Here is a 16,677-nt window from a genome sequence, read left to right on the forward strand (position 1 = left end):
TCAATTCCTGGAGTACCAAATGAGCGAAATAGTTAAAATTAACAAAATAAAACTCAGTCAATATACAAGCCTATACGCATTTGAGGGAAAATAACTTTAGTGATGCCCATCAATCGGATAAATGCTTAACCAGTGAGAAAAAAGCGGGTTGGGCAAATAGAACTTGATTGTTGGCGAGTGTTTCCCCCAAATTTTTCAAATTAAGAAATTTGCGGCTTTCAGGAAATTGTAATTTAGGTTCGGGAATCTATGTTGACCAACTCGCAAATACCAACTGTAGCAGCAGAATCATCCAAGTCTTTGCCAGCACCTGACGCTCAGACTAGAGTCAGTCAGTTTATGAAACAACTGCAAGACGAAATTACTGAATCATTGGCAAAACTAGATGGTGTGGCTAAGTTTAATGAAGATAGTTGGGAACGCCCTGAAGGGGGTGGAGGCCGATCGCGCGTGCTGCGAGAAGGTGCAATATTTGAACAAGCTGGTGTAAATTTTTCTGAAGTTTGGGGTTCCCACTTGCCAGCCTCAATTTTAACCCAACGCCCGGAAGCCGCAGGGCACGGCTTTTATGCCACGGGTACTTCAATGGTATTACATCCTCACAATCCCTACGTGCCTACAGTTCATCTAAATTATCGCTACTTTGAAGCGGGGCCAGTTTGGTGGTTTGGTGGTGGTATTGACTTGACACCTTATTACCCCTTTGCTGAAGATGCGGCACATTTACACAAAACATTAAAACAGGCTTGTGACAAACACCACCCAGACTATTACTCGGTGTTTAAGCGGTGGTGTGATGAATATTTCTACCTCAAACATCGTGATGAGACACGGGGTGTAGGTGGTCTATTTTTTGATTACCAAGATGGTCACGGTGCTTTATATCGCGGGCCAAATCCCAATGGAGACGCGGCTATTCATAGTAACCAGGTGGGAACACCAGCAACCCGCAATTGGGAAGATTTATTTGCCTTTGTTCAAGGCTGTGGCAGAGCATTTTTACCAGCCTACGTACCTATTGTAGAACGGCGACATGGGATAGAGTATGGCGATCGCCAACGGAATTTTCAACTCTATCGCCGGGGACGGTATGTAGAATTTAACTTGGTTTATGACCGAGGTACTATTTTTGGTCTGCAAACTAACGGACGCACCGAATCAATTCTCATGTCCCTACCACCTTTAGTGCGCTGGGAATACGGCTATCAGCCAGAACCCAATACACCAGAGGCCGAGTTGTATGAAACCTTCCTGAAGCCTCAAGATTGGATCAACTGGACACCACCTCAATAGTGTTGAGTTAGAACAGACGCGATTAATCGCGTCTGTACTTTGGAGAGACGCAATTAATCGCGTCTGTAAAGGAGTTAGGAGTTCTCCCCTATCTCCCTCGCTCCCCACTCCCTATTAAAAATTGCTACTCAGTACTGATTTAGTGAGTTAAACTACTAAAGTTAAGCACTTAGCAGAAAAAGGTGACAATTTTAGCTATAGCTTGTTAATCTCAAGTGACAGCGTTAGACAATTCTGTAACTACCTAATCTTAAGAAGAATGCCACGGGGAGGGCTTTAGTGATTCATATAGACCAAAAAACTTATACAACCCAAGACGGAAACACCGTTATTGTCTTAACACCAGCAGGTCGCCTAGACATTACCACTGCTTGGCAATTTCGCCTGAAGTTACAAGAGTGTATTTCCAAACTCAGCCGCCATGTAGTTGTAAATCTGGCTCAGGTGAATTTTATCGATAGTTCTGGTCTTACGTCTTTAGTAGCTGGAATGCGTGATGCGGATAAAGTCAAGGGCAGTTTCCGCATCTGCAATGTACATCCAGAAGCCAAACTCGTGTTTGAAGTGACGATGATGGATACTGTCTTTGAAATCTTTGAAACAGAAGAGGAAGCTTTAGAAGGTGTACCTCGGAGCATGGCTAGCTAAAAAAGAGTTAGGAGTTAATTGAAACTTCATAACTCGTAACTCATAAATGATAGGTTTATAAGAAGAATTCAGAACTCAGGAGGGGCTAAACGCCCCGCTACCGCTAACAGAATTCATACTGAATTCTGTACGACTGGGTAATGAATATTGGTTTAAAACCTCGCCCCTCGTAGGCGAAACTAGTATTAAATATTTTTCAAAAGTTAAAACTCTACCCCTTCATGGGTGGAGTTTTCTGAATTCTGACTCCTTTTTATCTTATTTAACAAACTTCGGCGGGTTTAAGTCCGCGGCTTCTAACAAGCCGTAAGTTTTGTGGCTCTTTCTAAATCCCCGTTACAAAACTGTACTTGCGACTTCCGACTTCCGACTTCCGACTTGCAACTTCTTTAATACTGTTTCCGCTTGGTGTAGCGATAAGGGCCCATAATCGCTCCCCAAGTTGCTTTTCCAGTTTCTGGATCGATTCCTTTGTCGTAGCTGTGAAATTCTGCCGCAGTGGTTTCAAACCCCAAAGAAACATAGATGCTATTACCAAGATAAGTAAAGCTGCAACGAGTCTCTGGTTGTGGTGTGGCGGTAAACTTATAGCGATCGCCAGCTAGTGCTTCGTGAGTTACTGTTAGGATACAACCTGGTAGTAAATCTAATTGTTGGGGTGTCAGTGTATTCAGTAGAGCAGGGTTATTGCCTGCGCCTCTTAATGCATCTGGATCTTGAGGCATATAGTATTGTACTTCCAGAGATGTGTCATTGCTGCCCTGACGCAACCGCATAATTCGCTGGCGGTAAGGTTTATCTAGGTTAATCACGCTAGCTTGTTCGGCAAACAAGGTGATGCTATCTTCTGTGAACAAATTCACTGGTCTTTGCCACATTCGGAGATGGACATACCAAACTGGTTCTCCTATAGCTTGTTCCCGATTATCAAATTCACCAGCTAGGTACTCACCTAAAGCAATTAACTGTGGCGAGAAGTTCATAAATTCAATAAACAAATCATTAAGGATAAAAAATATTTTTGGCTAGTTTTTTAGAGGAAAAGGTCTTAATCCCCTGTGGCTACTAGCTTATAAAATACTTCTGATTTGTTTATATTGTAAATGAAACCGTCACCAGTCAAAAGCTCAACTTGGCAAAGTCGCCTTTAAGCGAGAAAATAAAGATACGTCGCCCTTAACATTTTCTTTGTGAATAACGTCCGTACTGTCTCTGATACAAAACGAACTTTTTACAATCTTCACACCCGTCCGATTAACACTATTTATCGTCGGGTAGTAGAAGAATTGATGGTAGAAATGCATCTACTGTCAGTAAATATCGATTTTAGCTACAATCCAATTTATGCCTTGGGCGTCGTCACTACTTTTGACCGCTTCATGCAAGGCTATCAACCAGAACGAGATCAAGAATCAATTTTTAACGCCCTATGTAGGGCTATAGAACAAGATCCGCAACACTATCGACAGGATGCCCAAAGATTAGAAGCTGTAGCTAAAGGTTTGCCAGTTAAAGATTTGATCGGGTGGTTAGACCAAACTACTTACTTAGATCGAGATGCTGACTTGCAAGCACAACTGCAAGCGATCGCCAACAATCCTAACTTTAAATACAGCCGTTTGTTCGCAATTGGTGTATTTTCGTTATTAGAACAGTCAGATCCTGAATTAGTCAAAGATGAAAAGCAACTAACTGAGGCGCTAAAAGCGATCGCAGCTGGCTTGCACGTATCTGATGACAAACTCAACAAGGATTTGGAACTATACCGTTCTAACCTAGATAAGATGGCGCAAGCGCTAATAGTGATGGCAGATATGCTCTCAGCCGATCGCAAAAAACGCGAACAACGTAAACAGCAATCAACAACCCCCGTTGCTCCCCCAAGTTCCAACGAATAGTTAGGAGATAGGAGTTAAGAGAGACGCGATTAATCGCGTCTGTACAGGAATTAGGAGTTATTAACAACTAAGGGACTTCCAAGAAATAAATTATCCATCTTGTGGGGTGGGCATCCTGCCCGACCTGAATATGGGACAGGTGCGGACACCCATCCCACAAGAGAATTTAGGATGTTTTTTATTTGGAAGTCCCTAATTTATAACTCATCACTATTGATTTTAAACGCCCAATATTTTGTAGATTAAGCTGTTAATTATAGTCAGCGTAAATGCTCCGATAACAGCACTCCAAATCCCGTAACGTAAGCGGAAGCCCTCTACTAACCAAGCAGCAATACTAAAACAAACTACAGCAATCATAAATGTGAAAATGCTGGATAGTAAGTCCAATGTAAGTAAATTGGGGAGTGCAAAAACGAGGCTTAAAATCGGTCTGACTATTGCCGTCACGATACCAAGCACTGCGGCAGAAAGAAAGGCTTTACCAGGAGTATCAATTTCAACTCCTAAAGGTAATTTACTAATTATTAACAGGCTGATAGCTGTTACTAACCAAACAATTAAAAGCGTAACGATATTCATGCCACAACCCCTGAAACGCGAATGGCAATTGGTGATACAATTACTTCAGTTTATCGGTGGAAAAATCTTTAAAGCTCAACCAATTATTTGTAAGTTAGCAGAAAATTGATTGCTAACCGAATTTTGTTTTAGATATCTTTAGGATTGAGGGAGTGGGGAGTGGGGAGTAGGGAGCAGGGAGCAGGGGAGCAGGGGGGATGTGGTTCGACTTCGCTCACCAACCGGGGGATAAGGGAGACAAAGAAGACAAAGAAGATAAGGGGGAATTATTGAATAAATCTCTCCCTTGCCCCCTGCTCCTCTGCCCAATTCCCAATGCCCCATCCCCCATACTTCCTATTTCATCTTTTAAGAGGAGGTTGGGTTTGTTTGGGTGCTAGAGGGGCTTGGGATGCTGGTGGGTTGGAAATACCAGGATTGATAGGACTGATGCCTTGCCCGGTTGGAGGCTGACTTACACCAGGTAAGGGTACAGAATTAGGTGCTAAGGGAAATTTAGGGGTAATATTCCCTTCGGGATTGATGCCTGGAAGTGGTGCTATACCAGGATTGATTGGGAAAGAGTTGATATTAGGCTGGTTGAGTGAGTTTATGGGTGGTTGAGATGGGCCAGGAATAATTCCCAAAGAAACGCGATCGCCTCCTACTTGCCGTAGCAAATCTAATGTCTCAATCACATCATTATAAGTCGCTGTCCGCGAAGCATTCAGCACTACAACAGCACTGGGGTTTGCTTGGAGATACTGTTTTAACCTCGCTCCCAAATCGTCGCGTTTTACGGGCTGTTTTTCGATGTAAGTATTGCCAACGGCATCGATAGTTACAATCAAACTTCCACTCTGTGATGTTATTCCAGATACTGAACTGGCGCTGGCTTTGGGCAAATCAACATTTATTGCCTGTTGGCGCGTAAATTGTAATGCCGCTAATAAAAAAAATGTCAGGATACAAAAAACAACATCAATTAAAGGGATGATTTGAATTTGAACTTCTTCAATTGGGGTATGTAGATTAACTTTCATTTTCTCAATTTAAAGGTCTGCTTCGGGGGTTGAATTATTGACTATTAATTAGCTGTATTGGGTGGTTCAGGAGGTTCAGGCAACCTAGTCTTTCCTGGCTTGCGGGGTGGAGTGAAATTTTCCTGCACAATTGCTGATGTACTATTACTAAAATCAGGGGGGGACTGGCGGTAGAGCAATTCCATCTCATTCCCTGCCTTCCGAAAAACTTTGACTTGGTTAACTACAAAACTTTGAAATAGGCGGTAAAATGCCAAGCTAATAATGGCAACGATTAACCCACTTGCTGTACTAATTAAAGATTCACCAATACCCGTAGTCACCCCGGCGGTAGACTCAGTTCCCAAATCGCCAATCCGAATTGAGCGCAGAGAGTGAATTAGACCTAAAACAGTACCCAACAATCCCAAGAGAGGCGCGAGGGCAATCACAGCTTCTAAAAGCTTTTCGCCCCGCCGCATTCCAGCCAATTCATCTTCTGCTGTAGCCTCAAGTGCTAATCGAAAGGTTTCCACATCAGTTTTTGGAAAACGTAAGGGGGCGTAGAGAAAACGCCCGATAGGTTGATGGCTTGCAAGTTTCGCAATATCCGCAGCTGCTTGCCAATTATCCTGGGCAGCATCTAGGATGCGATCGACTATTTGCTTTTCCTGAGTCAAAATTCGCAACCAGAACCACAAACGCTCAAAAATCACACTCAAAGATAGAATCGACAGCACAAGTAAAGGCCACATCGCTGGCCCACCCTTATAAAACAAATCTAAAATATCCACTGCTTAAGTTTCCTCCCTCCATGACTAGAGCAAATGTGCTAAGGCATTTTAATTCTAGAGATTAATGCAAAATGAGGGACTTCCAAAATATAAATTTCTCGAAAAGCTAAAAAAACACTCTAAACATGGCGGATTTGACTTAGACTGCTGGATAAACTTGGTGCTGGGTAGGCAATTGAATGATAAACTCACTTCCCTTACCAAGAGTAGAAAAACATTCCAATTTGCCACCATGTTTTTCGGTAATAATTTGATAGCTGATTGCCATGCCCATACCTGTCCCTTTGCCTACAGGTTTGGTAGTGAAGAAAGGATTGAAGATCCGGTTTTTAACCTGTTCCGGCATTCCTGTGGCATTATCTGCGATCGCAATTTCCACCCACTCTGAATTGCTCATTGAAGTACGGATGCTAATCTTACTAGGATTTGCCTCTATTTCCTCAACGGTGCGATTGGCATTTACTTCGTCTAAAGCATCGATCGCATTCACCAAAACATTCATCAAGACTTGATTGAGTTGTCCAGCATAGCATTCTACTTGGGGCAAGTTGCCATAATCCCGAATCACTACAATTGCTGGGCGTTCTGGTTTGTCTTTCAGACGGTGTTGCAAAATCAACAGCGTACTTTCAATTCCTTCATGAAGGTCAACTGCTTTGAATTCTGCTTCATCTATCCGAGAAAAATTCCGCAGTGATAATACAATACTCCGAATCCGGTCAGTCCCCATTTTCATAGAAGCTAGCATCTTCTGTAAATCCTCGATCAGAAATTCCAAATCGATTTCCTCAGCTAGCGCTTGCACCTCTGGATCGTTACTGGGATGACGTTGTTGATAAAGCTGGATCATCTTGAGTAAATCTTGAGTGTATTCGTTTAGGTAAGTAATATTGCCATGAATAAAGTTCACCGGGTTATTGATTTCATGCGCTACACCTGCCACCAGTTGACCCAAACTAGACATCTTTTCACTTTGAACCATTTGTGCTTGAGTGTGCTGCAATTCACTCAAGGCGGTTTTAAGTTCGGCGGTGCGTTCTTCCACTTTGTCTTCTAATTCTGCCTTACCGTTTTCTAAGGCTGTAAAAGATTCGCGCAATTGCCCTGCCATGTGATTAAAGGAATGGGCAAGGACATTGAGTTCCTGGATATTGTTGATATCCAAGGTTTGGTCTAAATTGCCCGATGCCATTGCCTGACTTGCTCGCTTGATTTGCAGAATCGGCTGTGTAATCCAGTGGGAAGTTAAATAGCCCATGAAGGTTGCCACAGCCAAGGCTCCAAGACAGAGCAAAATGGTAGTGCGGGTGTTGGCGTTGATTTGTGCCATAAAAGTACGTTCCGGCACACTCACTACTACTAGCCAATCCAGTCCATATTGATCGCGCCAAGGGGTGATATTGACAAAATTTGGCTCTCCTTGCCAATTCAGTTGCAGTTTTTTGGATTCGGTGATGGACTCAAAGCCATTAAAGTTTTGCTGAATTTGTTTGGCAATAGACTGAACTGAAGGATCGGGACTATCGGTGGCTTTTACTCGTTGAATCTCTTCTTTAATTAGGGTAAAAGGCTGCTGCGTGCTAGAGTTCGCTATCAGCATTCCATTTCGCTCCAGAATGAAAACCTGTCCAGAACGGCTGATATCTAAACGCCGTAGAAACTCGCTCAATTTCAAGAGATGGATATCAACGCCAACCATCCCCAGTAATCGATTCTGCGCGTCATAAATGGGACGACCTGCTGAAGCCGCGATGTATGGATGATTAGGATAATTCCAGGTGAAAATCCGCGACCAAATAGGTTTACGAGCTTTTATGGGTTCGGTGTACCAACTTAAGTTGAAGTTGTCCCAATCATCAATAGTATTGATATGGGTGCGATCGCCTTTGTCATCCGTGGCGTAGTTGTAGCAATTTTTCGGAGGCTTAGAACCCCAATCATCAATCGTGACGGTTTTGCCATCGTAACGGGCGGCTCCTGCTCCCTCACCAGTGGTTAGTCCGATACCGATGTAAGTCAGGTCATAAGCCTGCATTTGCTTCCAGAAATACTTTGCCACAGTTTTGCGATCGCGCACATCCAATAACCCCATCTGAATGGCATCAGCATTAATCTGGTTCACTTTATGGGGAATAGATAGATAAGAATTTAAATGTTCATCTACTATATTGCTAGTTCGAGTCATCAACTGGTCTGCCAAGTCATTGACAGCTTTCTGTCCATTCTTAAATGACAAATAACCTACTAAACTCACCGCTCCAAATATTTGTAAGACAAAGGGAATAATCAGAACCATCTGTAGTGGGATTTCAGGTATGCCAAAGTGATGCTTCTTCATCGATAGGTTCCATCCTGCGTTAGTGCTTCGCCTTTTGAAAAGCAGATAAATTTACATTAAAGAGGCGAAACTTTAGATTTATATAGCTAGGATTCCCCTCTGAAATAAACAATCAACATCCATCAAATTTATTTGTTGTTAGGGAATTACCAGTGCAGCACAGCAAAAATAAAGTTTCCATTCCGAATCAATGAAACTCTGGCAATGACAGACTATTGTGCAGAATTACACAGTAGGTATTTGGTGAAAAATTACGAGTAGCGTCTTCCAGAATAACTAGGGCGGTTATTCCCACCGGGAATTTTTAGGATTATTTGTCAAAATTAAAGATAACTGGAGGTTCAAAATATGAAATTTTCAATTCAATCACTTTACACCTGGTATCGAGATGTGCTTCGTAACCCCAAGTACCGTTGGTGGGTAATTTTAGGAACGTTGGTCTATTTGGTCAGCCCATTTGATGTTCTCCCAGATTTTGTACCCGTTGTGGGACAGATTGATGATGTTTTCCTTTTGACCCTGCTAGTTAGCGAGGTGTCTGGGCTAGTAATTGAGGGCTGGAAGGCTCGTAAAGGTGATGTGGGTACTGAAGTACCTAATAGCACAGAGGGTTCTACATCTACTGCAAGCACGATTGATGTTGATGCTGTTTCGGTTAAATAGATTTAATTAAACCCCTGCTTTTGGAATTTGAGGTGGGGGATATTTTTTTAACGCAAAGGAACGCGGAGGGAAACGCAAAGGTTCGCAGAGGGAGAGTTAGAGGTTGTTGGCTATGCGTTTTATGCCTTCTTTGAGGTGGAGGACGTTAAAGTTGAGGAGAAGACCTAGTTTGCAGTTTGCTAGTTTGAGATAGGTTAGGAGTTGAACGGAGTGAATCGGGTGGAAGGATTCTACAGATTTAATCTCTACAATTACTTGGTTTTCGACAATCAAATCTAATCGATAAACGCATTCCAATTGCACATCTTGGTAAACCAAAGGCAATGGAATTTGTTTACCAACATTCAATCCAGCTTTCTTCAACTCATAATCCAAACACTCCTCATAAGCCGATTCCAACAAACCAGGCCCCAAAGCAGTATGCACCCTCATCGCACACCCAATAATCACCCCACTCAACTCATTCTCTCTCATCCTCTGCGTTCCTCTGCGCTTCCCTCCGCGTCCCTTTGCGTTTAAAAATCTTTCACAAATTCCGTCAAGAACCGGAAAGCCTTCAAAATATAACCAGCACAATCTCTAGGAGAAGTGTTGTAAAACGATCGCCACGCATTAGCCTTATCCTCATCATAGCGATCGCTACGTTGACTATGATTCTCTAACCACGCCAATCGCACTGCATGTCCAATCAACACATCCAACACAATATATTCTTCGATTTGCAGCTTGGGATTATTAGCTGCGATCGCTCCTAATTCGATTAATGCTTCAATATTTACTTGGCGGTATTCTGGAGCTTCGATTTTATTCAGCAAATGCTCAACTAACAGAGCAAAGTTTCTTTCCCCTGCTGTCATTTCCGACAGCATTATCTCACTATCTAAACGATTGCGCCGCTCTAGTTTATCGCCAATTACTAGACCCTTGCAATGTTGCATTAATAGCCAAATCTGCTTGAAAAAGTCTTTTGGTACGCGTCCCGTCGCACCCTCGGCTTGACGAAACCGCCGCCAACCACCTGGTGGGACTTCTATTTCTTCGGCGATTCCTGGTAAAACTACCCAAGCAATATCACTTTCTTTTTGCTTGACGTGGAGTGATTCTTGTTGGCGTAATAGGTTACTCATGCCAGTATATCCAGTTAATACCTGACGCAAGCGCACTTTAACTTCAAAGGGTGAAAGTTGCATTAAGCCATCGTAAGCTTCATCTTGAGTAACATCCAATTTCTGCGCTAGTTCGCTGGTGAGCAATAAGATGAGATAGCCGACTCTCAGCGTCAGCAGTCCCTGGAATAGTTCGGGTTCTGAGCGAATTAAGATACCAAGATAGATTAAAATTTCTTGAGTAAGGACGCGATCGCGGATATCTTCACGACAAAAATGATTAATTTTATCGGCAATTTCATCGTGGGACATGGGTACGGTAATCAAGGACGCTTCACTGTAAGCTTTACCCACAGCAATTTGCTTACCCCGCACCAAAATACTTGTTACTGCATCTGATAGGCTGATATCAACCATAAGCCGTAACCCCGCAGCCCGACGCACTACTGCCCAAATGCCTAAATCTCCAGCTTTGGTGTAAACTTCATCGAGTAAATCGGCTACGGTGACACGATATCCTGGGCCCCCATACCCTGTATCAAATTCCATTCCCTGCAAGCGAGTTAAAGTTTGCAATAACTCAATTTGCTCGTAAATATTTTCTGATGCCTGCAAATAAGAAAGTAATAATCCGAAGTTGGTTTCACACTCCATTTGAAATTCTTGAGTATGCCCTAAGCGCCAGTTTTTCTCAGGACGAGAAGTGAGATAATAGCAACGTGGGCTAGCATTTTTCACTGGCGATCGCAAAAATTCTGTATTTGGAAGAAAATCAATTCTTTGGATTCCAGCCGTCAGCATTAGCTGATTTAGCCGCCCTAATTTCACTCGTACACCGTTACAAATTCCATCTTTCAGTTCTTGCATCAGTTCTAGTAATGCTTCCGAACCGGCTTCTAACATGGTGTGCGTCAACATTAAAGTCAGAGTAGGACGACCTAAATCGCTCCAATATTTTTGAATATAAGCTAGTTCGCTTCTAATTTGATCTAGTAGAAAATGGTAATCAAGGGTTAGGTAAAACTGTTGAGAGTCTGAAAATGAAGGCAAAAATACAATTGTCTCACCACTAATCCGAAAGATTCTCGATGTTGTTAAACTCCGCAGCCGTCGCACTGGCCGTCCAGTTAAACCAAGTTTGTCATTACGGCCAATTTGGCTATAAATAGCTGAGAATTCTCCAGCTTTTCTTACCTGGATCGGTTCTACTTGGGTAGGCGTTTGTGTTTCAATGCCGTGAACTTCTAATTTTTTCTGTAAATCTTCATCTTCTGCTAGCAAGGCAATTTGTACCAATGCCTCGCGCTGTTTACCTACACACAAATGTCTTCCCAAAGGGTCGATATCACCAACCGCTAGTAACCCTTCACTCAACATTTGACTAAGAAAATATAAACTCTGCGCCCATACCAAAGGAATATTTTCATTGGGCAGACGTGGTTGTATTTGAGGTGCTAACCTTTCTGCTTCTATGTTTTCGGCTGGGACATAATAAAGTTCTGGTAATAAACGCAAACCATCTTGTTCTATAAGTAATGATTCTAAAAGTTCTTGGTATTTTTTAACTTGTTCTTGCTCACCGCGAAATAATCCATCTAGAACTAAATAAGTGAAAAATAATGGCCATTCGCATTCAATATGCTCAAATTGCTTGAGTTCCCACGGTTCGTAGTGCAAGCGCTGATTATCTTCTAAAACGGTTTGGTGTCCATCACGCAGAAAGCGTTTGCAGCCGTATTTACCTGCGAGTTTGTTGATAATATCGTTTAAAGTGCGATCGCGTAATTCCAAATCTTCCACTGCAAAGGCAGGATAACTAATAATACTCAACAGCGCCGCATCAATTTCTTTGGAACCAGATTCCCTGGGTAATAAAGATTCTAAAGTAATTCGGGCACGAGCAATTTCATCTGGTAGCACATGAATCACCGATGCTTGACTACCACGCACACCAAACAAATCTAGTCCATTGATAGCTTCTAAAGCAGCTTTTGCCATGCCTACGGAACTGGCATTTAACTCAGCATTACCACGATTAATTTTATTACCACGTTCCCAAATGCCGTAATCTGGTGTGCGGTAAGCTCGTCCAATGTAGTAAACCAGATTTTGGACAAAATTTACTTCATCAATCGTATAAATTATTTGCAATCCCGCAGCCGTCATTTGCCCCAATATCAGCAAAAATATAGATGTGGCATCAAGTTGCAAATGTCCCCATTCGTCATCACCAACAACAATGTCGCCAGTCGCGGTATTATATTTGGCGTGCAGTCCATCTAATAGCGACTGAGTATGTTTAAATGTTTCTACTTTATGAGCCTGTCGCATCATTGCAAAGAGCAACCCACGCATCAATTTGATGACGCTGTGTTCTAGTTCATAAGTGCGTCCTTTGTCGTCATCAATCTTGCGATATGCAAGTCCTAAACCCCAAACTGCCAAAATGCTGTAAACATTGTCTCGCACCCAGGCATCTGTATAATCGCCGTGGGCTGTAATCGCTGTACTCGCAGGTAGTAAACCAGTAATCGGATTCTGACGAGCCAGGATGATTGTCTTGATTTGCTGGTAGTAATAGTCCAGACGAGTTAGCAATTCGGTAGATGTTTTCATGATTTGGTTCAGAACTACTTGCAAAATTTGACCCTGTGACTCTAAACCAAGCCAAAACTTGTTCTGTAATGGTTGATGGGACAACAGCTAAGGATGGTGTGAGTTTCTTATTATCTCGTGTTAGTAGACCTCTTGGTACTGAATTTTAGCGATTTTATTTCGGCGTGGCACTAGCGAAATAGTGAAAATGGCTGGTGATGAAACTGGTATTGTAATTAACCCTAATGGTAAATGGAGATACGACGAATGACCAAGCCTAAGTTTGCTGCAATGAGTAAAATAGAGTTAAAACGTTATTTATTAGAGAATCGTAATGATACAGAAGCTTTTCACGCTCTAATGGATAAAATTAACGCTGAACCTAACCCAAAGTTTTATACCATAGATGAAATTGGTGAACTGGAAAAACTAATAGAAGCAAAACGGACACGAGAAAATCTCTAAAAATTACCTGTAAATATTTTAACTCTGTGAATTTTGCGAGTAAATTCCTTGATTGGCTTGACATAGCTTCTAGCAGTAGTAAAATCTACTTTAAGTACACAAAAATTACCTAAAATTTAGGGCAATTAAACTAGTCAGAAATATTACAGATACTGAATGCTAATATTGAGTGTCTACCGGAGAGCGCTATTCCGGGTTAGGATGATGACTAGCAATGCCTTGATTTAGATATCGATATTGAATTGTTGAAATTTTATGGACCATAGTCCACCAGATGGCAGTATCAACCTCCTCTGAGCTGGCGAGGAAGTCTCCAGCGCGGGGGAGACTTAGGAGATATATCTCATGCTCACACAAGATATTCGTGATTTGCTGACTGATACTACCGATTTAAACCAGTTGAAATGGGATTTAAATCGCTTGCAACCTGTGGATGTGGGAGATTACATTACACAATTGCCTGAACAACAACGCGCGATCGCATTCCGTTTACTCAACAAAACTCAGGCAATCGATGTATTTGAATATCTGCCTACAGAGGTTCAGGAAGAACTCATCAATTCTCTGCATGATGTTCAGGTAGTGCAACTTGTAGAAGCCATGAGTCCCGATGAACGGGCAGAATTGTTTGATGAATTACCTGCTGGGGTAATCAAACGGCTATTGCAAGAACTGAGTCCAGAACAAAGGCAAGCAACAGCAACGATTCTCGGTTATCCAGAAGGCACTGCTGGGCGGGTAATGACAACCGAATATGTCCGGTTGCGGCAAGGATTGACTGTAGGTGAAGCCCTAAGTAAAATCCGCCGTCAGGATGAAGATAAAGAGTCGATTTACTACGCCTACGTCACCGATGACAACCGGACGCTGGTGAGAGTAGTTTCACTACGCCAGTTGCTATTTACCTTTCCCGATGTTTTCATCAAAGATATTTCTAGCGATCGCGTCATCAAAGTTAGAACTGAAACCCCTCAAGAAGAAGTGGCGCGAATCATGCAGCGCTACGACTTAATAGCTATCCCCGTGGTCGATCGGGAAGACAGATTGGTTGGCATCGTCACCATTGATGATGTCATGGATATTTTGGAAGAAGAAGCCACAGAAGATATCCAAAAACTCGCGGGTGTGAGTGGTGATGAAGCAGCTTTATCCTCTCCCCTCCTCACCATCCGCAACCGCTTGCCTTGGCTGTTGGGCATCATGGCCCTCTATATTGGTGCCGCCAGTGCGATCGCGCCTTTTCAATCTGTAATTTCCGCAGTGCCAGTTTTAGCAGTCATCATGCCGATTTTTTCTAACACTGGTGGCACTGTTGGTATTCAATCATTAACAGTGACAATTCGCGGCTTAGGGGTGGGTGAGGTAACACCCAAAGATACCTTGAAAATTCTCCGTAAAGAACTTTGTGCTGGTTTAGGTACAGCCCTCGCTTTAGCTACAACGATGATCCTGCTTTCCTTAATTTGGGCGCATCCCCAAGAAAGATGGGTGGCTTTAATTGCCGGCATGGTAATGGCAACTAATACAATTGTGGCTGTCACACTCGGTACTTTACTACCAATGGGTTTGAAACGCTTAAAACTTGACCCTGCTTTGGTTAGTGGCCCGTTAGTGACTACAATGCTAGATACAATTGGGTTTTTAACTTTCCTTAGCCTAATTTCTCTAGCTTTAAACGTTTTACATTTACCAACGTGAAGAGATTGGGGCATTGGGCACTTGTACTGAGCGACTTGTGCCGAGCGAAGTCGAGGTAAGTCGAAGTATTGGGCATGGGGCATGGCTCAAAAATCAATAGTTCTTCTTCCCCTGCTCCCCCTGCTTCCCCTGCTCCCCACTCCCCACTCCCCAAATTCTATGCCTACTACCACCTGGAATCGTCATCACATTCTTTCCCTAGCCGACTTCACTACCACTGAATACGATACAGTTTTGCAAACTGCGGCTTCTTTTCAAGAGGTGCTATCGCGGCGGACGAAGAAAGTGCCAACTTTGCAGGGACAGGTGGTGGCGAATTTATTTTTTGAATCTTCTACCCGGACTCGCAGCAGTTTTGAACTCGCGGCGAAACGCTTAAGTGCAGATACGCTAAACTTTGCCGCCGCTACATCTTCGATGACTAAGGGAGAAACAATTCTCGATACAGCGAAGACCTATTTGGCAATGGGAACTGATATTATGGTAGTCCGCCATCGAGAGGCAGGAGTACCAAATGCGATCGCGGCTGAAATGGATCGTTTAGGTGTACGAGTTAGTGTCCTCAATGCTGGTGATGGTCAACATGAACATCCTTCCCAAGCACTGCTAGATTTATTCACCATTTGTACTCTAATTGACCCAGCTAGTCCCCGACTGGAACTTTTAAAGGGGAAAAAAATTGCCATTGTTGGAGATATTCTCCATTCTCGCGTGGCGCGATCGAATATTTGGAGTTTAATCGCCAGTGGTGCAGAAGTCCATTTGGCAGCACCACCAACCCTCTTACCCAAATTATTTGCCGAGTATATCTCTGAAGAGTTAGGAGTCAAAAGTCAGGAGTCATCCCCCCACTTCTCCACTCCCCCACTTTTTCTACATTGGCAGCTAGAACCAGCTTTACAAGATGCCGATTTTGTGATGACTCTGCGCCTACAAAAGGAACGCATGACGGCTCATTTATTGCCGAGTTTGCGAGAATATCATCAGTTATTTGGTATTACACGCACAAAGTTGCAACTTTGTAAACCTAATGTTAAAGTTTTGCATCCAGGCCCAGTTAACCGTGGTGTTGAAATTAGTTCTGAATTGATGGATGATCCAGAATTTAGTCTTATTCAATCGCAAGTTACTAGCGGTATCGCCGTTCGCATGGCGCTACTATATTTGTTAGGTAGCGGCAAAGCTTAACAGAACAGAATTCAGGAGTCAGGACGGGCTAAACGCCCCGCTATCGCTAACAGAATAATGCCTCCGGCACGCTCCGCGAACAGTAGGAATTCTGTACAACTGGCAGATGAATAAACGGGTTTAAGTCCCCCACAAAACAAGAAAAATTGGTGGTCTAAAATTAGTTGCAGGTCTAAATCCCCAACTAATTGCATTCTGACCGGAGGCGAAGCGTCTCCGGCTCCGCTCCTGAATTCTGTTAGCGGATAGCTAGGGTTTAGCCCCTTCTGAATTCTTATTTAACAAAGTTTGGGGGTTTAAGTCCCCTGCCTCTACAGGCAGAAAGTTTTGGGTCGGGGACTGCGAATGCAAAGTTGCTCCTCTACAGCGCTTCGCGCATCCTGCGGCGGGGGAGACCCCAAGACCGCA

At 43.1% G+C, this 16,677-nt stretch carries 14 protein-coding genes; 7 read left to right on the forward strand and 7 right to left on the reverse strand.

What is annotated here, in order from left to right:
- The first annotated feature begins 249 nt into the window (after nucleotides 1-249).
- Together hemF and HWQ36_RS00125 are read left to right on the forward strand one after the other, a co-directional pair.
- The gene (hemF, locus tag HWQ36_RS00120; RefSeq protein ID WP_292696743.1) at nucleotides 250-1,293 is read left to right on the forward strand and encodes an oxygen-dependent coproporphyrinogen oxidase; all 1,044 of its coding nucleotides are present in this window, start codon (nucleotides 250-252) and stop codon (nucleotides 1,291-1,293) included.
- Between the two features lie 279 nt (nucleotides 1,294-1,572).
- The gene (locus HWQ36_RS00125; protein ID WP_292696745.1) at nucleotides 1,573-1,941 is read left to right on the forward strand and encodes an STAS domain-containing protein; all 369 of its coding nucleotides are present in this window, start codon (nucleotides 1,573-1,575) and stop codon (nucleotides 1,939-1,941) included.
- A 389-nt stretch (nucleotides 1,942-2,330) separates the two neighbouring features.
- Here HWQ36_RS00125 and HWQ36_RS00130 read toward each other — a convergent pair whose 3' ends face one another.
- The gene (locus tag HWQ36_RS00130) at nucleotides 2,331-2,924 is read right to left on the reverse strand and encodes a chromophore lyase CpcT/CpeT (protein ID WP_292696747.1); all 594 of its coding nucleotides are present in this window, start codon (nucleotides 2,922-2,924) and stop codon (nucleotides 2,331-2,333) included.
- Nucleotides 2,925-3,131: 207 nt separating this feature from the next.
- Here HWQ36_RS00130 and psb29 point away from each other — a divergent pair, with 207 nt between their 5' ends.
- Nucleotides 3,132-3,839: a photosystem II biogenesis protein Psp29 gene (gene psb29, locus HWQ36_RS00135; RefSeq protein WP_292696749.1), complete on the forward strand. Its 708-nt coding sequence runs from the start codon at nucleotides 3,132-3,134 to the stop codon at nucleotides 3,837-3,839.
- A gap of 219 nt (nucleotides 3,840-4,058) precedes the next feature.
- On the opposite strand, the gene HWQ36_RS00140 is transcribed toward psb29, so the two are convergent.
- The 4 genes from HWQ36_RS00140 to HWQ36_RS00155 all read right to left on the reverse strand — a co-directional run bounded on the left by HWQ36_RS00140 (nucleotide 4,059) and on the right by HWQ36_RS00155 (nucleotide 8,554).
- The gene (locus HWQ36_RS00140) at nucleotides 4,059-4,421 is read right to left on the reverse strand and encodes a phage holin family protein (protein ID WP_292696751.1); all 363 of its coding nucleotides are present in this window, start codon (nucleotides 4,419-4,421) and stop codon (nucleotides 4,059-4,061) included.
- Nucleotides 4,422-4,762: 341 nt separating this feature from the next.
- A complete protein-coding gene (locus HWQ36_RS00145; protein ID WP_292696753.1) occupies nucleotides 4,763-5,443 on the reverse strand; it encodes a biopolymer transporter ExbD in 681 nt (226 codons plus the stop codon).
- Nucleotides 5,444-5,487: 44 nt separating this feature from the next.
- Nucleotides 5,488-6,216, reverse strand: a complete 729-nt coding sequence (locus HWQ36_RS00150; RefSeq protein ID WP_292696755.1) for a MotA/TolQ/ExbB proton channel family protein — start codon at nucleotides 6,214-6,216, stop codon at nucleotides 5,488-5,490.
- Nucleotides 6,217-6,355: 139 nt separating this feature from the next.
- Nucleotides 6,356-8,554, reverse strand: a complete 2,199-nt coding sequence (locus tag HWQ36_RS00155; protein WP_292696757.1) for an ATP-binding protein — start codon at nucleotides 8,552-8,554, stop codon at nucleotides 6,356-6,358.
- A 348-nt stretch (nucleotides 8,555-8,902) separates the two neighbouring features.
- Here HWQ36_RS00155 and HWQ36_RS00160 point away from each other — a divergent pair, with 348 nt between their 5' ends.
- A complete protein-coding gene (locus HWQ36_RS00160; RefSeq protein WP_292696759.1) occupies nucleotides 8,903-9,217 on the forward strand; it encodes a YkvA family protein in 315 nt (104 codons plus the stop codon).
- 96 nt (nucleotides 9,218-9,313) lie between these two features.
- On the opposite strand, the gene HWQ36_RS00165 is transcribed toward HWQ36_RS00160, so the two are convergent.
- Both HWQ36_RS00165 and HWQ36_RS00170 read right to left on the reverse strand, forming a co-directional pair.
- Nucleotides 9,314-9,691, reverse strand: a complete 378-nt coding sequence (locus tag HWQ36_RS00165) for a GxxExxY protein (RefSeq protein ID WP_292696761.1) — start codon at nucleotides 9,689-9,691, stop codon at nucleotides 9,314-9,316.
- Between the two features lie 41 nt (nucleotides 9,692-9,732).
- On the reverse strand, nucleotides 9,733-12,939 hold the full coding sequence (locus HWQ36_RS00170) for a glycoside hydrolase family 15 protein (protein WP_292696763.1): 3,207 nt from the start codon (nucleotides 12,937-12,939) through the stop codon (nucleotides 9,733-9,735).
- Between the two features lie 246 nt (nucleotides 12,940-13,185).
- Here HWQ36_RS00170 and HWQ36_RS00175 point away from each other — a divergent pair, with 246 nt between their 5' ends.
- From HWQ36_RS00175 to HWQ36_RS00185, 3 genes are all read left to right on the forward strand, one after another.
- A complete protein-coding gene (locus tag HWQ36_RS00175; RefSeq protein ID WP_094341389.1) occupies nucleotides 13,186-13,383 on the forward strand; it encodes a hypothetical protein in 198 nt (65 codons plus the stop codon).
- A 345-nt stretch (nucleotides 13,384-13,728) separates the two neighbouring features.
- Entirely contained in the window at nucleotides 13,729-15,081 is a 1,353-nt protein-coding gene (gene mgtE / locus HWQ36_RS00180; RefSeq protein WP_292696768.1) for a magnesium transporter, read from the forward strand.
- 159 nt (nucleotides 15,082-15,240) lie between these two features.
- Nucleotides 15,241-16,269, forward strand: coding sequence for an aspartate carbamoyltransferase catalytic subunit (locus tag HWQ36_RS00185; protein ID WP_292696770.1), 1,029 nt, complete (start codon nucleotides 15,241-15,243; stop codon nucleotides 16,267-16,269).
- Nucleotides 16,270-16,677 lie beyond the last annotated feature (408 nt).

Origin of the sequence: Nostoc sp. NMS2 (genome assembly GCF_017115105.1) — a bacterium.
Taxonomy (GTDB): domain Bacteria; phylum Cyanobacteriota; class Cyanobacteriia; order Cyanobacteriales; family Nostocaceae; genus Nostoc.